The sequence below is a fragment of the Pseudoalteromonas sp. MIP2626 genome, assembly GCF_013414205.1.
In the GTDB taxonomy this organism is placed as follows: Bacteria; Pseudomonadota; Gammaproteobacteria; order Enterobacterales; family Alteromonadaceae; genus Pseudoalteromonas; species Pseudoalteromonas nigrifaciens.
On record NZ_JAATTW010000052.1, the window covers coordinates 1 to 23,297 of the forward strand.

The following is a 23,297-nucleotide window of genomic DNA, read 5'->3' on the forward strand; positions in this document are numbered from 1 at the left end:
GGGCTAATTACGCCACCTTGTGGGCTTCCTATCGTACTAGCCTCCCAGTGTTCGCCTATCATTACCCCGCTTTTTAAGAACTGATTAATCAGCTTTAAAATACTACTGTCCGTCACTTTGCGTCTAACACTGCTAATTATCAAAGCATGATCAAGCAGGTCAAAACACTTCGACAAATCCATGTCTACGACCCAGTCGCGATGGTATTTACGGATAAATACACTCGCTTTACTGATAGCGTCATGACAGCTTCGTTTCGGCCTGTACCCATAACTCGATGGGTGAAAGTCGATGTCGAATATCGGTTGGAGTATGTTCAATAGTGTTTGTTGCACTATTCGGTCTCGAACTGCGGGGATACCTAGCATTCTGACACCGCCATCATCTTTGGGTATTTCCACCCGTTTGACAGGTTGTGCCCTATATTGCTTGGTTTGCAGCTCAAGTTGCAGTTGTTTTAAGTTTGCTTCTAAATTCAGGGCAAATGCGCCTACGGACTGCCTATCTATTCCGGCCGCTCCTTTAGCTGCTTTCACTTTTTTGAATCCCTTGTACAGGTTATTAATGTCTAATAATTGTCCGTACAAGCTGTAGTAAACTGTCATTTTCTGCCTTTGCTTGCGGTATGTCTGCTCGTGTCATTCTACTTATCGCTGAATCTTCATGATGACATTAGGTGTGCTAGCCTTTTTTTTTGGCAATCTGCCTAAGTGGTCAGCCATTACTCCATTGCTCGCCCTTCAATTCTCAGCGTCTACATTCCTGCTTGGCCGTCATGTCTTGGCTATTTCCGTCGAAATACTTGTGAGCCGATAAACAAAAGTCTTCGTCTTTCATACGCTTAAAGAATACTTCCCCCCTTCGCAATCAATTAAAGCTTTTGGCTAAAATTGACCCCATCAAACATAATGTTGATGGTCGGCTTGGTTTTCCCCTCCACACCATTACTGGCTTTCATCGGCCTAGCCTTACTCACTACTACGGGTTCATCTGCCACCTCACACCGACACTAAATCTTGGCTTTCACCTTGTATTTAGGCCACTTACTCTCATTAAGTTTAGATGCCAGGCTTCCCCAGTTACTGCACTAGCTCCCTGTTAGAAATCTCACCCTCAAACACAGTATTGATCTGACTAAGTATAGGGCTTCGCGCTATTTTGGACGCTTACCCACCAATACCGCCGAAACAGGTTACGGTTAGTTGTGTGCCTCTAACTTCCTATGGCTTCCTTCAGACCTCACCGTTAGCCAGTGACGCCCTTGCCATTCGGATTATCTTCCCCTTAGTCGGGGTGATAAGGCATCTTTCAGCCTATCGGGTTTGCCAGCTTCGCTGGGCAAACAAAAAAGCAGCGACTTTTTACAAGCGCTGCTTTTGTTTTATTCGCTTAGGCTAATGAGTTTTACAGTTAGCCTTAGAATTAATAATTTAAAACATTATTTTAAATAGTAAATCTCTCACTGTTGCTGGTTCAAACGGTTTGTCGCATATGGCATCCACTCCGGCTTGAGAGATGTTTGCTAGGTGGGTTTCATTGGCTTCTGAGCTCACCATTAAAATAGGAATATGCGAATAGCTATTTGAGCCTCTAACCGCTGCTGTTAACTCTCGGCCATCCATTTCCGGCATATTATAATCGGTTACTATTAAGTCAAACGCTTGCTCGTTTAGCTGCTCAATTGCTTGTTTGCCATTCTCAGCCTCTACCGGCGCAGGTATTCCCATACCAGCAAGCACCCGAATAATATGTTTACGAGCAAAGCGACTATCGTCAACCACTAATACGCGCAGCAAAGTAACATCAAAGTGTTCAAGCTCTACTTCTTGTTCGCTAATTATATCTAAGGTAGCTTTAAGCGCTCGGGTAATAGCTTCGCTGGTAAAGGGCTTAGGTAAAATAGCTAACACGCCCGATTGCCTTAATTGCTCAAGATACTTTTTATTACGCTCGCTCGACACCAACATAAATGCTTGGTGCTCTGTGCGCGGGTTCGACCTAATGTTTTGTAGCAGTGAATCGGCGGTGCCGTCAGCTAAGTACATACTGCTAATAACTAAATCTGGTTGGTAATTTGCAAGTAGGGTTAAAGCTTGGGTTTGTGTAGTGGCGGTTTCTATTTGTTTTACACCACTTTGTATTAATGATTTTATGATCAGTTTTTGCTGCACTTCTGAAGGCTCGACCAATAATATTGATAGATTAGCTATTGCAGTTAAGTCACTCATTTATATCTCTTTATTATTATAATCTTGCTGTTTTTATAAGGAGCTAACACTCGGTTTAAAACTTTAATTACTCTGAATATATTCAAGCGCGGTCATTTTTTTATAACTTACATTTGGATGTAAAATATGTGCTGGGTGTGGATCTACAACTTCTAACGCAATATTGTATTCGCGGGCTATTTCCAGCGCCATTTGGGTAATGTTAACGCTAAACGATGTACCCATAAATACAATTTTATCGGCATTGACCATGCGTTGTTGTGCTTCGCTAATTTTATATAACTCGGTGTAGTATTCATCAAATAATAATACAAACGGTTTAAAAGAGTGATTAAGCACTGGCGCTTGGTTTTGAATATTAAACACCTCAAATAATGAGTTGTGTAAATGAGCCTCATCTACCTCATTCCAAGGGGTAATCACCGTTTCTACGTTTTCGCCTTGCCGATGAAACAGGGTCATTTGATCTAACCTGCCATGAACTGCAATATAGTTTTTATTTCCTGCTTTACCATCAAGCCCATCTATATTTTGCGTTATTAGGTTTTTATCTTTTAGCCAATAATGTACGTCGTTAGGGCCGTGGTTTCTATACGTTGCAAACCTGTGGTAATACCAAGCTAAAAACTCTTTAGGGGCGTTTTGATACATAGCGCGTGTGGCCATTTGCATTGGTGTATAATTTTTACTACCAATAGTCCAGTAACCATCTTCACCTCTAAAGGTAGGAATACCGCTGGCTGCGCTAACGCCCGCGCCTGTAATATATAACGTATTAATTGCTAACCTCTGCACTTACTATTTGAATCTAAGTTATGTAACATAAAATACTTAACTTACCTAACTGGCCTGCTTTTTTATTATTTGAGCGTTTAATTTTAAGTTGGGTAATCTATGCTATTGGCACTCATTCTTTTGATTTTATACATGGCTTGATCAGCGTGTTTTATTAATTGATGGTCTGTTTCTCCGTGGGTGGGGTAATTTGCAATTCCAATACTCGGAGATACATTTAATGATAGCTCATCTAGTTTAAATGGCTGTTGGAACTGCCCAATTATTTTTCTTTTAAAGGCCGTGGTATCGCCAGCGCTACTTAAGCCCTCTAGCACAATCAAAAACTCATCTCCGCCTAAGCGCCCTACTGTATCGTATTCTCTTACTACGCTTAAAAGCCGCTGTGCTATGTATTGCAGTAACTTATCACCCATAAGGTGGCCATACGTATCATTAATAGCTTTAAAGCCATTAATATCAATAAATAATATCGAAAATAGTGTATTTTCTCTTTCTGCTTTTATTATTGCAGCCTGTAACCTGTCCATTAGTAATGAGCGATTTGGTAAACCTGTAAGCCCATCGTGGCCAGCCATATAATAAAGCTGCTCTTCCATTTTTTTTCGCTCAGTAATATCGTGAGCAACTGCAATTCTTACTTGGTGATCTGATGACCAGCACACTGACCACAAAATATGTATTATTTGACCGTCTTTACGAACCCAGCGGTTTTCGAACCGTGAATGAGTTGTTTCGCCCGACAAAAGTGAAGCAACGGCATTATAAGTTTTATTATGATCGCCTTTATAAACGTAATCAATCATAGGCTTGCCTACTACTTCGGCAGCTTTATAACCAAATATTTGTTCAAACGCGGCACTTACAAATACAAACTTACCTACTTTATTTACCACGCACACAGCATCAAGCATTAAATCAAGCACATCTTCTAGTTCTATTAACTCATTCTTTATCATACTATGTTTGCCTCTAAAGCAAGGTGAAGCTAGTTAAGTATTCAATATATTAACGTTAAAATATACTTGTAAAAATAGCAATAAATTGCTTTTGTAATCATGATTTTTTGTAGCGAAAGTAAAGTATTACTCATTGGTAGTTAAACTAAAACCCTCATTGCTGCAAAATAACGGAGTAATTATTATAACCAACGTGGTACTAATTCTTTATATTTTTTATATTGGGTGTTAAATATGCCCACTAAATGCTGCTCTTCAATCAACACCTGACGATATAAAGCAGTAAGCCCAACCAGTAAACACACTAAGCTAAACACACTCGGCAATGCTAAAAAAAAGCCTAACTGCGCCGCAGCAACGCCTAAATACATAGGATTACGAGAATATGCATAAAAGCCGTTTACTTTTAGCTCATCGGGTCCTTGTGGGTCTATTCCTGAACGCCAAAGTGATGCCATATTAAAATGCACCACCATAGTTAATATAAAACCAACAGTTAATAAAGCATTACCTAGCATTACGCCTGGCCATGTATTTAACGGCACAAAAATTCCGAGGTAGTTATCGGTTGCAGGTATAAATACTCTTACAACACACACCAACCAAATAGCAGCTCTAAAAAAACGAAAAACGAAGTGATTCCACCAATTAGCGCAATATTTTTTCCCTGTAAAAATCACTCCCGATTGTGTATTGCTGTTTTTATAGAGTATTCTAACGGTGTAGAACCCCGCTACAAAGGTATAAAAAACGGCTAAATAAATGCGGGTAAATTCGATTAAGGACGCAGAGTCATTAATTAAAGGCTGATAGGTTATCAATATTAGTTACTCGCGGTGATTACTCAATTTTAATTATAAATTCATCATAGTATTCATACCGTTAAGAAACAAGGTAAACACAAATAATAAGCCAACTTTATGTTTAAGCCGGCTTATTTAAAGTTGCTTTAGGGAGCAGTTTAAAAGCTGTAGTTAAACCCCGCGTAATAACGTCTGCCCGAGTAGCTTGAGTTTAATAACCGTGCGTCACTATCATTACCTAAACGCGTAACCGACTCTGATTTGGTTAAGTTTATAATTGCTGCGGTAAAACTAAGGCCTTCGTATAAGTTAATGGAGGCATTAACATCAACCTGATCGTATGGGTCTTGGTACACGTTTAAGCCACTATTTAAGCCCAATACCGTTTCGCCGCGCTTATTATATGAGGCACGTACGTTAAAATTGTCACCTTCAAAATAAACCGAAGTATTATATTGATACTTTGCACTGCCGATCAGTGGCGATTGCCCAAATGCTTCGCCGTCTACGGTTACTTCTGCTTTATTTGTTTTGTTATAAGTGTAGTTAGCGTAAAAACCAAAGCCGCTATCAAAGGCGTGTTGCAAAAACACCTCGGCTCCTTTAGATACCGCGTTAGTGCCATTACCTACTGTGCTGTAAGGAGTAATATTTATATTACCCGCCTCTACTATACCGTCTTTACCAGCAAAGTTTTGTTGGGCGTTAATGACCACTGGCACTACAAAGTTATCAACTTTTTTATGAAACAGCGCTAAGCCAATTGCTGAGCCTTCAGCGTAATAATATTCGATAGATAAATCGGCTTGTACCGATATAAACGACTTTAAGTTTTTATTACCGCCACTGCCACTAAAGCCAGGCTGCTCGTTAAAATCGGCTCTGTCGGCTGCCCACTCGTCAGAAATATAACTAATGCGTTGCTGCGCGCCTAAATCTGCATAATCGGGGCGCGACATTACTTTAGCAACCGCGCCACGAATAACTAAGTCATCAGTGGCATCCCAAGCAATGTTAAAGCTAGGCAGTACTTGGGTGTCGGTGTTTTGTTGCACTATAAGTTGGTAATCCTCTACTGAACGATCATCACCGGTAACAGGCTCCCCTGTTTCATCATTGGTATGATCCAAAAAGTAAGTATATAAATCGGTAGAAGCACTCATGGTTTTGCTGCGTACAACCCGTACCCCTAAATTACCTCTAACTTGATTAAATTCAAAGTCACCTTGCAGATAAAAAGCCGCTATTTTTTCTTCTATATCGTATACAAAGTTGTCTTCCATACGGGTGTAAGGCACGTAGTTACTGGTAATCATATCGCGGTATTTATCCCAATCAATACTGGGCATTTGGTTTATATTAAAGCCCCCTGCAATATTGCCTTGGTTAATAAAAACATCTTGCGCTGCCGGCATACCGTTATTCCACTGGTAACTATCAAAGCGGGTTATGCCGCCCTCTTTGGCTTCCCCGGCGGCAATATCAAAACGAGGATCTAAAAAGAAGGTATTACCGGTTTCGCGGTGCAATGTGGCTTCGCGGTATTTTACGCCGGTTTTAATGGTTGTTAAAAAGCCCCAATCGACGTAAAAATCCAGATCGGCTTGGTAGTAACTTTCTTCAAGCTCGCTGCGTACAAAGCTTGAGTTTGATGAACCCGGATCGCGCCCACCGCCTACGCCACTGAGTAAATTAGCCAGTGTATTTGGGTCTATATTGAGGGTTACATCGTTTTTACCAAGTTGCCAACCAGCATTTTGCGCTGCGTTTTCAATGGTTGTTGGGTTTTCGCTGGCATTTGAGCTTTTATAGGCGGCCTCCCAGCTTTCTTCTGGGCCGCCTTTTGAGCGAGTATTGCCCGCAACAAAGCGCGCTTTAAAATCATCACCTTCGTAAGTTAAGTTAAAATCAAAGGTATCTGAACTCGACTCTTCACGAACATAACTGCCACGCATCCACGGAAACTGCATGTCACCTTGTGCGCCACTTGCTGCAGCATCAAACTGCATACCATTAACAATCGTGCCCGATTCATCCAAGTTCACATCAGTTAAGTAGTCGGGATTTAACGACCACTCTGGCATATCAATAACCGACTCAGTTCTGTTTTGCCCCAGCGTAAAGCCAAAATAGTTTAATCCTATTTCTACACGATTGGTTGGACGCCACTGGGTACTAAACTGTATGCCTTCACGTTCACGTTTTTCATTAAGTACCGAGCCGCGCACGACTTGTGGAAACCACACGCCATCATAATTATTACCATTGGTATCGGTAATTGTATCCCAACTATTATTGTTATTGACCGCGTTACCATTTACATCTACCGGTTGACCATCACCTGTGTAGCGCCATACATTGGCATCGGTGCCACCCGAGAGGGTACGATTAGTGCGTTCTTGGCGAGTATAACCCACTAAAAAGCCAAGTGTTTCGGCATCGTTTTTCCAAGAATATAAACCGGTTAGTTGTGGCTCACTGTTTTGCGTTACGTCACTGTAAGTCCCTTCAACATTGAGCACTCCAGAATTTGCCTCCATGCTGAGCGGCTTACGGCTATGCATTAATACTGTGCCGCCTACACCGCCTTCATCTAAACGCGCTTCGGGCGATTTATATACCTCAACACTGGCTATCATGGCTGAAGGGAGTAGCGTGTAATCAAACGAACGCGAAGGCTCACCTGGTGACGAGGCAATAAAATTACCGTTAAGCTGAGTAAAAGTAAGCTCAGACGACAAACCACGAATACTTACCGATGCGCCTTCGCCGCCATCACGTTCAATCATTACCCCTGGTATACGTTGCAATGAGTCGGCTACGTTTTTGTCTGGAAACTTACCAATATCTTCTGCGGTTATAGCATCAACAACTGAGCTAGACATGCGTTTAATGTCGAGGTTTTCGGCCATACTGGAGCGAATCCCTCGTACTTCTATTACTTCTATATCGGCATTATTTTTAGCGGTGAGGGCTGGTTGCGCCGCATACGCGCTACCTATGGCAGATAAAACAGATAAACACAGCGCTGATTTTATAAATGTTAATGCTGGTAGTGAAAAGGGACGATTATTGCAAGTACTCATGACAGTGTGCGGTTCCGTTTTATGCGCTTTTGATACTTAGCGGCAGCGCTATCAATAAAGGTCAATAGCGGGTCAAAAATTGCTGCTAAGTCTACAGCGCCAAACTTAATGGCCGATTAATAAAGTCGATAACTTACTGAATAGCTTATGTAAATAACAAAGTGTAACAATGTTTAACGTTATTTATAAAAAAGCCGGTAAAAATTTTACCGGCTTGACGTTGCACACTATGTACTAAGTTGGGTTTTTACTTGGTTGGCTTACTTGGCCGTGGGCCGAGGATCTCAGTCATTAATGGCGCAGGCGGTAAACCCATTTGCATTTTTACCGCACCATTAGCATCGTGATAAAAAGTAGCGGGGGTGGCTCTGGCACCAACCCCCATCATTATTTGATGGTTTTTCATTAATTGCGCATTTATGTGCTCAGGTGGATTTTTTAGCGGCTGTAATGTACCCACTAAATTATCGTTTTCAAACTTTTTTAACACTTCTTCAGGGTTGCTTTCACTCATAATAGCCGCCGCTTTGTCTAAGCTGTCGGCTTTTAAAATACCCACTAAAATATGGCGTATTTGTACCTCACCCGCATCCACCCAAGGACGCGCATTTTGCCAAAACTGTCTGCAGTAAGGGCAGTTTGGATCAGTGAAGGTATAAACTACTCGCTTTGCCGAGGCTGAACCATCAACTATCCAATGGCTACTCTCTAATGTTTGCCAATCTTTTTGCGCTTTAGGGCCTGTAGCGTAGTCGTTTGCCGCTTGCTCTCCTACATTATTACCATTGGCGTCAAGCATAGGGCCGGTAAATAAATATTGCTCGTCGGCGGTGATATATAAAGTAATAACTTGGCCTTTAAAGTCGGCAACATAGCCTTTCATGTTGGCAGGCGCTGCAAACTCGCTGACTATTTCGCCGCCTTGCTCAGTAACTAACTTAAGGGGTGCTGGCAGTGCTTTTTGTTGAGCCAATATGGGCGAGGTAAACGCAAGTAATGGCAATAAATAAATTAACTTCATGAGGCATCCTTATTGTGCAGACTGTTGATTTATAGCTTGCATGTAATAACGCAAACTCGCGTGTGAGAGCTCTCCCATGTGACTGGTTACTAATTTGCCATCACTGCTATAAAAAAGCGTGGTTGGTAGCCCAGCAGCTCCGGATTCACGACTTACATTACTGTTTTGATCAAAAAACACATTGCGTAAGTCGAGCTGCTCAGCATTAATAAATTTTTGTACCGTAAATAAATCCTCTCCTTGGTTAACAAAAACAAAAGCTATATTAGGATTGTTTTTTTGCGCAGCCTGTAATACCGGCATTTCTTTACGGCACGGTGGGCACCACGACGCCCAAAAGTTAATAACGACAGGTTTGCCTTTAAATGACTGTAAATCAACCTCTTTACCACGCAGGTTATATACCGCAGATTGTGGCAGCTCAACCCCAGCTTTATAAATAGAGGCAGCAAAGGTAGGCACCATAATGGTAAGCAACGCGACAATAGCCGCTATGAAATAGGTTTTCAGCACTGCTTTTTTGCCTCGCGCATACAGCGCCAACACAAGCGCACCCGCCACCCAGCCATAGGTAGGCATAAAGCCGCCATCACTTATATTAATAAGTTGCCACCAGTTTTCTTGATACGCATCCCACATAATCACAACAAACATTAATCGCGCAACAATAAAGCACACTACAAATGCTTTAAATACAGTGTCTAAAATTGCTTTTTGCTGTGGTTGCTTACGAGTTTGTAAATAAGTAAGCAACCAAAATACGCCTAAGCCTAATAAAATAATAAGCTGCGAAATGGCAATAACAAACGGCCCGAGTGAAATACTTAACATGGCTATAAATCTTCTTTAAATACGGTTAGCCGCTATAGTATACAAAGCGTTAATTAAGCCAATATTAAGAGCAAAAATTAATAGTAAATAAGCACATAGCAGTTACTTCACCAATGGAAACAGGTATTCTAGCTAGGGTATTTTAAACAGGGTAGCGAGTATGTTTGTATTGTTAGTGGAAGATGATGACGTAATAGCCGACGCTATTTGTACTTACTTAACCCACCAAGGGCTAGCCGTTGAGCACGTTAGTACACTAAGCGCAGCCACTACTTATATGCAATCGAGCAATTTTGATTTATGCATTCTTGATTTAAACCTACCCGATGGTAATGGCATTAACTGGTTAAGCTGGCTGCGTGACAATCGTTTTTCGCTACCCGTGCTTATTCTTACCGCGAGCAATACCATAGATGATAAAGTTATTGGATTAAAAAAAGGCGCCGACGACTACCTGGTAAAACCTTTTGATTTAAGAGAGTTATTAGCGCGGCTATTAAGCTTAAAGCGCCGCGCAAGCGATAGGCTCAGTAATACAATTACTCACGGCGCACTGCAATACGATTTAGAGCAACATAAAGCATTACTCAATGGCACGCTTGTTTGCTTGTCACGTAACGAGGACTTATTACTGCAAACCTTTTTAAATAGTCCGCAACAAATTTTAACCCAAAGCCAGTTAAAAAATGTACTTTATGGCGTGTGCGATGATGTAGCGAGTAACGCACTTAACGTACATATTTTTAATTTACGTAAAAAACTAGGCGCACCGGCAATAGAAACCATACGTGGCCTAGGCTTTAGATTAGGCACAATAGAGGTGAGCCACTAATGAGCTTGCGGTTACGGTTAACGGTATTGGTTGCAGCGGTATTTTTAGGCTTTTGGCTTATCGCCAGTGTGTGGATGATATCGGGGTTAAACACTAAGTTAGAGGTTAACTTTGATCAGCGCCTGCGCTCAACCGCTTTTATGTTAGGTAACATTTTAGCCCACGTACCCAAAGATGCGCTCAGTAAAAGCCTCCCTGATATTATAAATGCCAGTGGGGTAAACACTGAAAAAGGCCTAACCTGTCAAATTAGCTCCCTGCAAGGCAGTATAATTGCCAGCAGTAACAGCCAATCGTTTCCCAATCAGCCTAGCTTAAACCAAGGTTTTAGTTATTTAAGCTCTGGCCAAACGCAGTGGCGTACATTCACCTTAATTACTGCGCAATATAAAATTACCATTGCCGATAAAGTGGCCGAGCGCGATGTGCTCTATCACGACTTGCTCATTAGCATACTCATTCCACCGGCGTTAGCTATTTTTGTTGCCCTAATATTACTTTGGTTTGCAATTGGCACAGGAATACGGCCAATAAAGTTATTAATACACGCGCTTGAAAAACGCGGCAGTCACGACTTAGAACCGATACAGTTAAACCAGCCTTTAAAAGAATTGCAACCGCTTATAACTAGCCAAAATGCCTTAATGGCCCGCTTAGCAAAAGGGATCAGCCGCGAAAAACACTTTACCAGTAATGCCGCGCATGAGCTAAGAACCCCACTAGCCGGCATTTTAGCGCAAATACAATTAGCTGAGCTTACGCAAGATGCCACCCAGCAAAAAGCACTAGGGCAAGCTAAAAAAAGTGCGCATAGATTAAATACTATTTTAGACAATCTACTGGTATTGTCCCATGTAGATGCCGACACGCCGCTAAACATTACAGAGCCTTGGGAACTTGAGTCGTTAATTACTACTGTGGTAACAGAATCAAACAACAATAACGCCCGCTTAACCTATAATATAACAGCAAGCCAGCCAGTGTACTGTATTCCCAGTGCCATGCTCACTATAGTGTGTCGTAATTTACTTGATAACGCATTTAAGTACAGCAAAGCGAATACACCAGTCATTTTAGCCGCTAATTTAACAGCCACAGCACTAAAAATAACCATTAGTAACCACGCCCATATTAACCAAGCTGATTTAGCTAATATGGCAACTCGTTTTTGGCGTAAAGGCGCAGCAAACGGCGCTGGGCTTGGCCTATCAATTGTGGCCAGCATCGCCGAAAAGTACCAAGGTTCGCTCACCCTTAAAAATAATAACGCGTTATTTATTGCCGAATTTACCGTGCCCGTTAAGGTAAATAACTAAGTTACGAAGTAACCTGATGTAACAACCTTCCTTTTACTGCATGTTTTTTTTAAGCTAATAGCTGTTTTATTAAAATATGCTGAGCACTTGCTAATACATGCTCAGCAACCCGCACACTATTTCGCGCTAAGTACTAGCTGCGGCCAATATTATTAATAAAAACGAATATTACTAAGCGTACTGTTAATCAGCTTTAAAACAGTACGCTTAGCAGTTAGCCACAACTACTAGTTAACCTTACGTACTTATCGGCAAGCTCATCAATAGTTTCACTATGGGTTGGGTCTGGCTTAATACAATCAATTGGGCAGACACTTACGCAAGTAGGCTTATCATAATGACCTACGCATTCAGTGCATTTACTGGGATCTATTTGATATATTTTAGCCCCCATATAAATAGCCTCATTAGGGCACTCTGGATCGCACATATCGCAGTTAATGCATTTGCTATTTATGAGTAGAGCCACTTTTAAGCCCCTTCAATTAAAATCATTATAAAACATAAACATAGATTTAAATGAAATGTTTTTTGACTACTTTTCATACAAGTATAGTCCAATAAAAAACCTTTATTTTTTATTTAATCGTAGCACACATTCGTAACACACCTTTTTATTTTTAGGTGTAAATTACAGCCGCGAATTATGCCTATTTTTCTCTGTTGCTTTGTTGATCTCAATCAATAAAAATCGCCGCGAGGCCTTTATTTATATAGGTTATAACAAAGTGAAGTACTCTTTATCAACGCTTAACAAAGCTCAATATACGAAAGCAAAACTAGAATGGAACCAGCTCAAACCGCCATTTTCTATGCAGCACATAAATCGGTGTGCTACGCTGGCTCAACACATCATATTTTTTGAAGAAAAAAGCACTTATAAACAAGGCTTTAAACCTAGTAGGACTAAAAGGTTATCGAAATACGAAGCGCAACACCATATTCGACTAATTTTCACCAAGTCTGGCGCTGCTATTTTCTACTCTAACTTCCCTAAATCATCTGGCATAGCTAATACCAAGTTAGGTGAAGCACCTGAATTAACAATAGCAAAAGCGCGTAAGCTCACTGCTCAAATGCAGGAGGGAGTTTTAAACAACCACACTGTCAAAACAGTTTTTAATGCTTACGAGAAAAGCCTAATTGAGCGCCATAACACTGCGCCGACAAAGTTTGCAGCGTCATCTCTTAAAACATACCAATGCATGTTGAAAAAACTCAGGCAACATTTTCCACTTAATCAATCATTTAAATCACTTACAGCGGGCGAGTTAGAAAAGATTATTGATCGCATTATTGTGGCAGAGTCAAATACTCAGGCAATCGTACTTTTTGCACAAATTAGGAGGGTATGGAAATTTGCCAAAAACAAATTTAACTCTGGTAAAAATCCAGCAACTGACATTGATGACTTTTATGTATCTGACCGAGTAGAAAGCCCTAGACCTTGCCAAGCATATACTGATCTCGATTCGATAGCTGAATTATGGATTAACCTGGCATCAGCGCCAAATATACATCAAAAGAACGCTGCTCGATTTATGATTTTAACAGGTATACGCCCAATCAACATTCCGCAGATGAAATGGGAGTGGCTCAATAGTATCGATTTCCCTACGTTAATTACCTTTCCAGCATCCGTTGTTGGTGTGCGTGGCGAAATGAAAAACCAAAAAGAATACAAGTTGCCATTAACCAAAGCTATGCGTGCGATTATTTTGGAACAAAGAGCGTGGATGGAAAATGCGCTTCCGAACTGTAATCCTACTCATATATTTCTTCAGCCACGGGACGTTAGAAAGCCATTTGCAAAAAGATCGTTAGATAAGGTGATAAAAGATTATTCACCCGTTGATGCAGTAAAAGGTGATCAAAGAAATATTGTAATGAAAGGATCTGCTGGAGCCTTTTGCACAATGTGTCGAAGCTTTTTTAAATCCAACACAAAAGCGATTATGGTTGATAACGGCTACCATTTTAGACATGCAGAAGAACTAACCCGACTAGCGCTTCATCACCTTAGAAAAAACGATGATCCGAATGGGCTTAACTATGATAGGTCTGAAGAGTTATTTGGAACCTCTACAAAATTAAAATTTAATGTTTTTAAAATTCATGAAGTAAGTATTTTGAAAAGAGCGAAGGAGCTTGAAAGCCAAAAAATGAGACTTACCGGCATGCAAAGTAATCAAGCTAAAAATCTTAAAGAAAATAACGTAAAAAAAGCCCTGAGAGATAGAATTAAAGCTTATTTAGTTTACAAAGGTAGCTATGTAAATTTCATCAACCAGCCACTTGGAGACACTGGAAGGACAACAAAAGATTTAATATTAACAGCAGAGGGAAGAGCTGTCGTTGAGAGATATTTAAATGCCCAAGAGGCCAAAGCAAAAAATAATTAAAAAAAGTTTAATTTCGACTTACCAAAGTTTTTGTAAAAAAAACTAATTTCATATCATTGCCTTATTAGAGCGATACCTCATCAATTATTTGAGGATTTTAACTTTTTTAAGGTTTTTATATTAATGGCAACATCAGTATTAAATTCAGTAAAACCATGTGAGGTCACGATTAAAAGTCGTGACCTTTGCATGGCTGAATTTAATGCATTTAAGCCACCGTACAATGACGAGTCAATGGAAGAGCTAGCCAGTCTTGCGACTATTATATTGGCGCAAGAAAAAGGAAAAAGACTTTCAAAATATCAACTTAAAGATCAAATAAGAATTGTCTTCCAGCATGATGGCATTATTAAATTTTTTACTCATTTTAAAAAAGAACATGGCATAAAAAACACAAAGATTGGTGATTCTAATGATATGAGTTTTTCAGCAGCGAAATTAAAAGCGGCCGAAATATACAAAAAGAACACCTCTAATTACACATTCGAATTTGTAGTGAGTAAACAAATAGAAAACTTACAGGCAATTAATAAACATAGCCCTAGCAAGTTAGCTAGCACCACAGTAAAAACATACACCTCTTACCTTAATGCAATTCAAAATGCCTTTGGTAAAAATACGTTATTTCAGACTATTACGCCTGAGATAATAGAAGCAACGCTTGACCAACTACTAACAGAGAAAAGTGGCCCGCATGTGGCTAAGCAATTCGAGCAGATGAAAAAACTGTGGGTATTCGCAAAAAATAAGTATAATAACGGCACTAATCCATTCCTAGAAGTAGACAATAATTATATATCGTCTAGAACTTCGAAGCCTATTGCTTGTAAGGCCTATACTGATATATCTCTAATTTCTCAGCTATACATAAACCTAAAAACATCTAAAAATAATACATTAATAAATGCCGTACTACTGATGATGTTTACTGGGCTAAGACCCATAAATATTTGTAACTTGCGTCTGTCGTATATAGATGATTTAGATAATCCTAAGTTTTTAACGTTTCCTGAAACAACCCATACCACTCGCGGTGCTATGAAAAACCAAAAAGAGTTTAAAATACAACTCACACCCGAGATGAAAAAAGCAATACAGCAAGAATTAAAATTAAACCCAGACACAAACCGTACCTACTTATTTTGCAAGGTTAAAGACGACTCAAAACCCATCAGTAAAGAGAGTTTAAACCGAGCTCTTAAATATCATGCGCCAAAAAACATGGTGGCGGCCCCGCGAGATAACATAAATATAAAAGGCTCAGCCGGAGCATTTCCAACACTACTTCGCAGCTTCTTAAAATCGCACATGAAAGAAGTGCTAACTAAAAAAATTGGGTCATCAACAATTGCTGAAATTGACTCTAAAAAAATGCTTCATCACTCTGTTTCAGAGCACGATCCGATGAGTAAACATTATGACCACTCGAATAAAATATATAACACTGATATTAAAGCACTTTATAAAAACTTTTCCCTTTTTGAGAAGGAAATACTCAAAGAAGTAAAAATACAGACTAAGTTAAAAAACAAAACGGTTAAAAAATCATTTTTTAAATTAGATTATTCAAATAAATTTATCGCCAAAGTCAAAAGTACAGTAAGTGCTTATTCAACTATCTGGAGTAATATAAACCAGCAAGCCCGAAAACTTAAAAAGAGCCGCCCTATGCATATATTAGAGTAGCGTTTACATATAGCTATATAACTTTTTCTTTGCTTACAAACCCTATAAAGAGCTTTTACTAGGCGGTGCAGACTGATTTCTTATAAAAGCGGGGATATCAAAAATATCAGATGCTTTTGGCTTAGTAGCGACTACTTTAGAGCTTGACTCACTTTTATTGTCATCAATAACCATTTTAGAACTCGCGCCCGTAGCAATAACTAACAGCTCATAATTGGTCGATAAGCTTTCTATTTTTGAAACACCACAAATAACTAAAGCATTTGAGCTTACTTGCTGACGTACTGTATCGGTAATGAGGTTATAACTACCTAGTGAAATTTCATCTTTACAGTTCACTTGTATTATCACGCCTGTACTTGATGACATATCAACCTGATTAACAAGTGGGTTATTGAGTGCACTATCAAGTGCAGTAGTAAGCTCGCTTTCATCATTGCACTTACCAACACCCAGTACAGCATCACCCTGGCAATCCATAATTTTAGCAAAATCGTTTAAGTCAACATTAATAAGCCCCTGAAAACACAGCATATCGATGAGGGATTTTATCAATGAATGAAGTATTTGGTTGCTATGCTTAAAGGCGTCAAATAAGCCAATATCATTACCTAGCACTTCAATAAGTTGATCGTTAGGGAGCGTAATAACAGCATTAGCATGCTCTTTAAGCTCATTTAAACCTGCTTGCGCTATATTACTCCTAAACTGCCCTTCACTGCTAAATGGCAATGTAGCAACAAATATAATGGGTTTGCCATGCTCACTAGCAAGTTTTGCAATGTAAGGGCTGGCGCCAGTCCCAGTACCGCCACCCAACCCTGTTGCACACAGTATTATATCGCAGCCATTAATAAGCGTTAAAAGCTGCTCTTTACTCTCTTCTGCCGCTTGCAGCCCAACTTTAGGATCTGCTCCTGCACCATAACCATGAGTGAGCTCAGCACCTATAAGCACAGCTTCATCACTTTGTGTATGCTCAAGCACTACTTTATCGGTATTAACACTGTACAAGTGCGCCTGATCAGACTCGCGTTGCTCAAAAATACTGTTAAGCGTATTACAACCGCACCCACCAATACCAAATACACCGATTGATAAACCATCATTCTGCTGAATTAATTGAAACATAACACCTCCTTCATCTTTAAAAGGAGCATAACAAACAGGTGCGTCAATTTTTGACGCACCTAAATTAGTGGAGTTATTTATAAATGTTAGCGGCCGCTTTAAGCTTGCTAACAATTCTTTGTCGCAGCTTTTCAGGCTTAATAACCTCTAGCCAATGAGCACATTTAAATAGCTCATCAGTCAATTGCTCGGTATCAATAGTTTGGTAGGTAAGTAATACATTTTTTTCATCAATACTTTGCTTATCAGTCAGCTCGCCAAGTTCAATAAACTCTTGATTAACCGCAGAGTGGTTAGGCACTTTTACAATTAACTCGATCGTTTCTTGCTTCATACCTTTATTAATCGCACTGCGTAACGACTTTAACTGCTCAGTACTTGGCTCTCGTCGTGTTTTTTGCAAAATCTGTACATTGCGGATACGGTAAACCGGCATTTGATAGCATTTATCGTGAAGCGACCCCACCATAAACTGCGCCATCAACACACCGCCTTGCTCAACTAAGTTGTAAAAACTCAACTCAGCAAACTTCAACCAATGTGCTTCATCGTAAAGTACCCTATAAAGTTCAGCGCTCACTGCACGCTTATGCTTAATCGCATGCTCAATTTGTGCAACTAATTTGCTATCAATATTCACTTTTAAAGGCGGTTTTGGTAGGGTTGAAAGCCAATCGGGCAAAAGCCCATTAAAACGTTTAAGCGCCTGTTCTGCTTTAATATGCACAGAGCGTTTAACATCACTCGGGACTGATTGCGACAGTAACTGCTCTAGTAACAAATAATGCTCAGCTACTTCACTGCTCATAATTTTAGCGCTACCACCTCGCCACTGCGCATTAATAGACCAACCATATGGTTTACTGCGGGTATCTTTTTCAAGCCCAAAGCAACCTTGCTCGTAAAGTGATTGTAGGTCTCGCTGGAGCATGCGAGTTGAAATATCAAAGCCACGTTCAAGCAGTTTTCGCTGTAGCTGTTGGGTCGAGATAGAGCTAGGCGTTATTGGCACAAGCTCTAAAATTGATAAATGACGATGTGAATTCATTAAATTAGGTGGGAAGTAGTCATTTATGAATTACTCTAAAGTGCTCTTGGATACTTCGTCCAAATTTTATGTCAGCTGATAAAGCTATACGATACCCACGTAAATAATGTTTATCTAACTTTGATCGATCTTTTAAAGGTACTGTTATGAGCTTTTTTTTCATAACTTCAACCGCATCCCATGCAGAAATATCAACTTCAAGAGAGGCTATTATTACTTGGTTTCCAGGACTCCCTGTAATACCAAGTATTAACGTCGGAGACAGTTTTTTATCTTTAATCCAAGTCCCTAGATATTTATCATTTCCTAATTGCCAATATTTTTCTACTCTTTCGACGATTGCATCATCACTAGGTGGGTCTACTAAATTATACCCAACTCTATCGCCTAGCGTTTTATCTGTGACCTTAACTAATATAATTGACTCTGTATTCCCTTTAAACAAACAGTCATATTCTAAAGGTTGTTGCTCAAGCCTAGTAATGTATTTTTCTGGCACACCCAAAGGACGAAAACTGTACTTAGAAGACTCTTTTCGCATATTAAATTCAGGCTGGTGAGTAGAAATTAATGCTTCTTCAACAGCAATAGCTGTTTGTTCATTTTCATACGGGCCTGCTATTTCGAGCTTATAGCTTGCTTTTTTCAGCCAATTCTCAAGTTCACTATTATGTGTCTTTTTTTGGTGCGATGAGGCTCGTGTAGCAGACTTGCCCCTCCCCGCATATTTAATTTTGGAAGTCTTTGGGTCTCTGTATATATAGACATACTGTTCATTAACTTTCATAGATATCCTTTTAAGAATTAAAGCTTTTAACTATTTCTAAGTTATAAGCTGTGAGAAGTCCACTATTCTGTAGCGATAATTAGATGTAACTAATTCTAAAAACTAAATAACAAACCCAATCTTCTGCTTTTCGCCTTCTTTAAGATCGTTTTGCTCTTGTAAAATCGATAACATTCGCTCTTGAGTCATGCGCTTTTTTGAAAACTTCATTTGCCTTTTTACAATCGCAAAGTCACCTGGTGTGAGCTTTGTAAGCTTGTATAACTCATGCATTAGGTGCTTATTTAATACTCCTGGGCCTAAAGTATCTTTAAATAATTGCTTAGCCTGTACCGGAGTCAAATAGGTTAAATTTAAATTAAAATCAAATCGCCTCATTACCGCTTTATCTAAATTTTTAGCAAAGTTAGTTGCTGCAAAAAGTGGGAGTTGAAATTGCTCCATATGGCATAGTAATTCATTAACTGTTAGCACTTCCCAATTTGCCGTCGCTTGTTCACGACTACATAGCAAGCTATCTGCCTCATCAATAAATATTGCACTTCCTTCTTGTGTAGCTTGTTTAAATAGTTGAGCAATATTCTGCTCACTTTCGCCAACCCACTTGCTTAATAAGTCAGATGCTTTCACAGAAATAAGTTTAGAATCAGCTTTTCCGCATAAGTAATTTACAAAAGCTGTTTTACCTGTGCCAGGCGGGCCTGTTAGCAGAGTTCGTGAACTCGAATACTCTATTACAGCCTCTTCAACCTGTTCGAGTGATGAATATTCGGACTCTATATTTACCATTTTAGGATTAAATTTTTGCGCTGCTTGATAAGTCAGCTCGTGTGTTGAAAAGCCGCATGCAGTTAAAGTATCTTGAATATTCTCTTCTATGCATTCACGCGCGGTTTGTGCTTTAAATCCGCATAACCTAGCTACATGAACAGCTTTAGCAATATGAGCTGGCAGTAAGTTTTTTTGAGTAGCTAATTTACTTATAAATCTATTACCAACACTCAAACCTTTAACATATTTGCCAATCATTTTTTCTTTAGTCGTTTTGTTTAGCTCAGGAATTTCGTAAACAATATTAAATCGCCTAATAACGCTCTGTGGTAAATCTTCTAAATGATTTGTGATCCAAATACTCACTACAGGATGATTTTCAATATAAGTATGAAGTAGCTCTTTTGAGAAGCTTTTAGAGAATAAATCACGCTCAAAAATGTTTTCACACTCATCCAATAACAATATTGTTTTTTTACGCTTACCTACCAACTTACTCACCACATTAAAGTGCTCTAAACGCAGCTCAGAGCTTGCGCTTCGACTATCGAGCTCGTTTGTTGGGTTTATTAAGTTACTGCCTTTAGCTTGTACCTTTAGCAACTGTGAACCACAGGCTTGCGCTATATATTTCGCCAATGAAGTTTTGCCCGAACCTGGCACACCATAAAATAAAATACTCAATGCTTGCCCACCCGTTTTAGTCGCATTTTGCGTGGCTTTTAGTAAAGTATTTAAATCTAAGTGAGATAAATCAGCAGCGCTAAGTTCAGAAGCTTCACAAGGAGAGACCAAGTTAGATAAAATATCACTTTCACTATTTAACTTACCCTCGAGAAGACTTTTAGCAATTGCGTTTGGTAATATTAAAAACTCATCTTCCCCAGCAACTATCTCCATATCCATTGAATACATGCCAGATTCAATGATTAATCCAATTTGCTTGTTGAGTAGTGCTTCATCAATACCAATCACATAAGCTATTTTTTCTAAAATAACGCTCGCGTAATCGTCACGTAAGTATTCGACAAGTTCGCGCAATGGCTTACTGAGCGTCATGCAACACGAAAAAATAACTAAAGGAGTTACCGCTTTTGGTAGATCAAACGCTTTACAAAATATATGCACATTTTTTTGTAACGTTTTAGGCATTGTGTTTAATGCTAAATGATCTAATCGCAAGATCAAATCATCAGCATCTAAGCACTGTAAATTTGTATAGCTAAAGCCCGAAATGTTACATAAAGCCTTTTTAAATAGCTTATCTTGCCAAAGCTCTTCTACGTCGAACTCTTCTAATAATTCAGTGGAAAAGTGTGCCACAATACGTTTTAATTGAGGGGTTGTGTTCATGCTATGTACCTAGTTATTGTTAATCAATGAGCACATAGTAGCTGGGTGAAATATTTTCAGATCACGTAAGAAAATCAAACACAAAACGGCATAAGCCATTGAACTTAAAGTAAATAAAAAAGGTTTTTCTTTTTTTATTTAGAAAAACAAACGTTAAAAAATAAGTGTTTGTTTTATAATGAATATTATAGCAATATACAGACTATAACGTTGAAATGGACTTTATATGGAAGAAGTTAATTTAAAACCAGGCTCGGTAGATAACCCTATTGTTTTAAAGAATAAGCATCAAAATACTAAGCTCACTCAAAAGCATCTCAAAAATAGTAAAATCTATATACATAGACCACTACTGCAAAAATACACTAAAAATAACAATGGTGAGAAAGGGTTTTCTTTTGACAAGGCCCCCGAAAGCTTTGAATCTTTTACCAATAACGTGATTTCAAATCCCAATTTGAAACCTATTGATATTAAAGTGGCCTTAGGATTGTTTAATATTTTGGATCAAATCAATGCAGGTGAAGGAGTTGTTTTTATTTGCAGTACAAATGAACTTGTATATCAATATTATGGTGAAGATAATTTAGAGGTTCACTTTACAAATATAGACACCGCCGATATTGAACTGACCCCGCTTCATGAACTCATATCAAAAAAGCTCAACTCAAAAATTAGTAACGACAGCTTAAACAAGGTTTTAATTAGACTTGATAGCTTTCACTATATAAATGTCACGCCCATTACTTACCAAAATTCGAAACTTGGTATCAACGATAAATCATTAAAAAAAGGAAAAGCATATCTAAAATTTATAGAGATTAACGATATGATGAACTCTAAATGCTTAGAGAGCATTTGGATTTAGGGAAGCATTCAAACTTTATTTAGAATACTCACGAAGGACACAAAATATGAACATAGATGAATCAAAATTATCAAGCAGTGAATTAGCCTCAGATTGGTTTAGAGCTAATCCCCTTTTTGTTGACCCTAGCAATCTATTAGCTATTCATATATCTACCTATTATAAAGCGGGTGCCAAAAAGTGGCGTAAAGATTCACCAGTAAAAATAGTCTTTGGTAGCAATGGAGAAGCTGGTCGTATTTCTGTGACTCCAAAGCCTATTCAAAACGAAATAAAAGTAAGATTTGTCCCTTTAAATAAAGAGGATCAAATAACCTCATTTATTAATGAAAGCAAACCGCAGTCTGTCGATATTTCAATTTCAAAAGGTCAGAGTAAAGAGCTTCCTACGATTGAATTAGTTACAGCAATTAGCCAAAAATCATTAACTGAATCTTTGAATGTGATAGATCAGATTATTAATAATTTTGACTTTAGAGACTTCGATAAAAAAAATCTAGTATTTGACACTATGAATACTATTAATGCAGAAGCTTTTCAAGGAGCTATTAATGCGAGTGAAATAAGGAGGAAGTACCCCGAATACAGTACGATGGTTTTAAATGAAGCCAGAATGGAAAAGCACTTTCAAAAATGGTTACAAAGTAAAGATATAGAGAGTACGGTACAAGACCGTGATGGCTTATTTCGTAGAGATGTTACTTTCACAAAAGGCAATACTTACATAATTGCAGAGTTAAAATACACAAGTTCAGCTAGACAAGACATTGAAGCTGCAATAGGCCAATTACTGAGATACCAGTTGCATCCATTAGCACAAAAACCAGGTGATGAATTATTAATAGTTTCCGGTAACATCCCTAAAAAAGAGGATATTCAATGGTTTAAACTTATCAAAGAGAAACTAAATTTACCTTTATCTTTCTTATATGAGTCAAAATCTAAAGACTGTTTTTTAGGAATCGAAGATTAATACTTAAAAAAGTCTAAATGTGAGCTCGATTTAAAAATCAAGCTCTACATCCATTTTGTCTAAAGCCACCTTCAGACAGCTTAATCTTTAATGTTATAAATTGGCTGCCGCCGCAGTCAGTTGTAAGTCAGTTTTGATTGATACCGGCTTGATGAACATTGTAAAACACGTTAAATTTTTTTATCTAATTTGACGCTGAAAATTTTCAAAGTTATTTAAGGCGTCGAACGCAGTAAATACAGTCCAACCATGTCTTCTTAATATATTAGAATTACTCATATTAATAAGCACAGCGACCTTTCGTCGTGGCCAGCAAAGATCAATTGAAACGTAAGCGCGCATTTAAGCAGTGCGCTTAGCTATAATCGAAGTCTAGCTGCACATTCCACGGCATTAGGTCGGTAAAA

General features: G+C 38.9%; 19 protein-coding genes. 6 read left to right on the forward strand and 13 right to left on the reverse strand.

Features of this window, described 5'->3' with window-relative positions:
* The 8 genes from HC000_RS15540 to HC000_RS15575 all read right to left on the reverse strand — a co-directional run.
* A partial coding sequence (locus HC000_RS15540; RefSeq protein WP_257025573.1) for a reverse transcriptase domain-containing protein occupies positions 1–605 on the reverse strand: 605 nt, incomplete at its 3' end.
* Between the two features lie 825 nt (positions 606–1,430).
* A complete protein-coding gene (locus HC000_RS15545; protein ID WP_179808098.1) occupies positions 1,431–2,228 on the reverse strand; it encodes a response regulator in 798 nt (265 codons plus the stop codon).
* A gap of 63 nt (positions 2,229–2,291) precedes the next feature.
* Complete coding sequence (locus tag HC000_RS15550; protein ID WP_179808112.1) at positions 2,292–3,008, reverse strand: Sir2 family NAD-dependent protein deacetylase; 717 nt, start codon at positions 3,006–3,008, stop codon at positions 2,292–2,294.
* Positions 3,009–3,106: 98 nt separating this feature from the next.
* Positions 3,107–3,982, reverse strand: a complete 876-nt coding sequence (locus HC000_RS15555) for a sensor domain-containing diguanylate cyclase (protein WP_179808099.1) — start codon at positions 3,980–3,982, stop codon at positions 3,107–3,109.
* Positions 3,983–4,164: 182 nt separating this feature from the next.
* A complete protein-coding gene (locus tag HC000_RS15560; RefSeq protein ID WP_179808113.1) occupies positions 4,165–4,800 on the reverse strand; it encodes an isoprenylcysteine carboxylmethyltransferase family protein in 636 nt (211 codons plus the stop codon).
* 143 nt (positions 4,801–4,943) lie between these two features.
* On the reverse strand, positions 4,944–7,871 hold the full coding sequence (locus tag HC000_RS15565; protein ID WP_179808100.1) for a TonB-dependent receptor: 2,928 nt from the start codon (positions 7,869–7,871) through the stop codon (positions 4,944–4,946).
* Positions 7,872–8,118: 247 nt separating this feature from the next.
* Positions 8,119–8,892, reverse strand: a complete 774-nt coding sequence (dsbG, locus tag HC000_RS15570; RefSeq protein ID WP_179808101.1) for a thiol:disulfide interchange protein DsbG — start codon at positions 8,890–8,892, stop codon at positions 8,119–8,121.
* A 9-nt stretch (positions 8,893–8,901) separates the two neighbouring features.
* Positions 8,902–9,723: a TlpA disulfide reductase family protein gene (locus HC000_RS15575; RefSeq protein WP_179808102.1), complete on the reverse strand. Its 822-nt coding sequence runs from the start codon at positions 9,721–9,723 to the stop codon at positions 8,902–8,904.
* Between the two features lie 160 nt (positions 9,724–9,883).
* Here HC000_RS15575 and HC000_RS15580 point away from each other — a divergent pair, with 160 nt between their 5' ends.
* Both HC000_RS15580 and HC000_RS15585 read left to right on the forward strand, forming a co-directional pair.
* Positions 9,884–10,555: a response regulator transcription factor gene (locus HC000_RS15580; protein WP_089369115.1), complete on the forward strand. Its 672-nt coding sequence runs from the start codon at positions 9,884–9,886 to the stop codon at positions 10,553–10,555.
* The gene (locus tag HC000_RS15585; RefSeq protein WP_179808103.1) at positions 10,555–11,871 is read left to right on the forward strand and encodes a histidine kinase dimerization/phospho-acceptor domain-containing protein; all 1,317 of its coding nucleotides are present in this window, start codon (positions 10,555–10,557) and stop codon (positions 11,869–11,871) included. The genes HC000_RS15580 and HC000_RS15585 overlap by 1 nt, the downstream gene beginning before the upstream one ends.
* Before the next feature lie 214 nt (positions 11,872–12,085).
* Here HC000_RS15585 and HC000_RS15590 read toward each other — a convergent pair whose 3' ends face one another.
* Positions 12,086–12,340 (reverse strand): YfhL family 4Fe-4S dicluster ferredoxin, encoded by a 255-nt coding sequence (locus HC000_RS15590; protein WP_179808104.1) that lies wholly within the window; start codon positions 12,338–12,340, stop codon positions 12,086–12,088.
* A 259-nt stretch (positions 12,341–12,599) separates the two neighbouring features.
* On the opposite strand from HC000_RS15590, the gene HC000_RS15595 reads away from it, so the two are divergent.
* Positions 12,600–14,273: a hypothetical protein gene (locus HC000_RS15595; RefSeq protein WP_179808105.1), complete on the forward strand. Its 1,674-nt coding sequence runs from the start codon at positions 12,600–12,602 to the stop codon at positions 14,271–14,273.
* 123 nt (positions 14,274–14,396) lie between these two features.
* Positions 14,397–15,959, forward strand: coding sequence for a tyrosine-type recombinase/integrase (locus HC000_RS15600; RefSeq protein WP_179808106.1), 1,563 nt, complete (start codon positions 14,397–14,399; stop codon positions 15,957–15,959).
* A 42-nt stretch (positions 15,960–16,001) separates the two neighbouring features.
* Here HC000_RS15600 and HC000_RS15605 read toward each other — a convergent pair whose 3' ends face one another.
* The 4 genes from HC000_RS15605 to HC000_RS15620 form a co-directional block, all read right to left on the reverse strand.
* Positions 16,002–17,090, reverse strand: a complete 1,089-nt coding sequence (locus HC000_RS15605; RefSeq protein WP_179808107.1) for a cell division protein FtsZ — start codon at positions 17,088–17,090, stop codon at positions 16,002–16,004.
* A 73-nt stretch (positions 17,091–17,163) separates the two neighbouring features.
* Positions 17,164–18,138, reverse strand: a complete 975-nt coding sequence (locus tag HC000_RS15610; protein ID WP_257025574.1) for a WYL domain-containing protein — start codon at positions 18,136–18,138, stop codon at positions 17,164–17,166.
* Positions 18,139–18,157: 19 nt separating this feature from the next.
* Positions 18,158–18,925, reverse strand: coding sequence for a hypothetical protein (locus HC000_RS15615; RefSeq protein WP_179808108.1), 768 nt, complete (start codon positions 18,923–18,925; stop codon positions 18,158–18,160).
* A gap of 102 nt (positions 18,926–19,027) precedes the next feature.
* Positions 19,028–21,049 carry an ATP-binding protein gene (locus tag HC000_RS15620; protein WP_179808109.1) on the reverse strand — a complete coding sequence of 674 codons (2,022 nt, stop codon included), beginning with the start codon at positions 21,047–21,049 and terminating at the stop codon, positions 19,028–19,030.
* A 226-nt stretch (positions 21,050–21,275) separates the two neighbouring features.
* Between HC000_RS15620 and HC000_RS15625 the strand changes: the two genes are divergently transcribed.
* On the forward strand, positions 21,276–21,917 hold the full coding sequence (locus tag HC000_RS15625) for a hypothetical protein (protein ID WP_179808110.1): 642 nt from the start codon (positions 21,276–21,278) through the stop codon (positions 21,915–21,917).
* A gap of 46 nt (positions 21,918–21,963) precedes the next feature.
* Complete coding sequence (locus tag HC000_RS15630) at positions 21,964–22,890, forward strand: hypothetical protein (RefSeq protein WP_179808111.1); 927 nt, start codon at positions 21,964–21,966, stop codon at positions 22,888–22,890.
* The last annotated feature ends 407 nt before the right edge of the window (positions 22,891–23,297 follow it).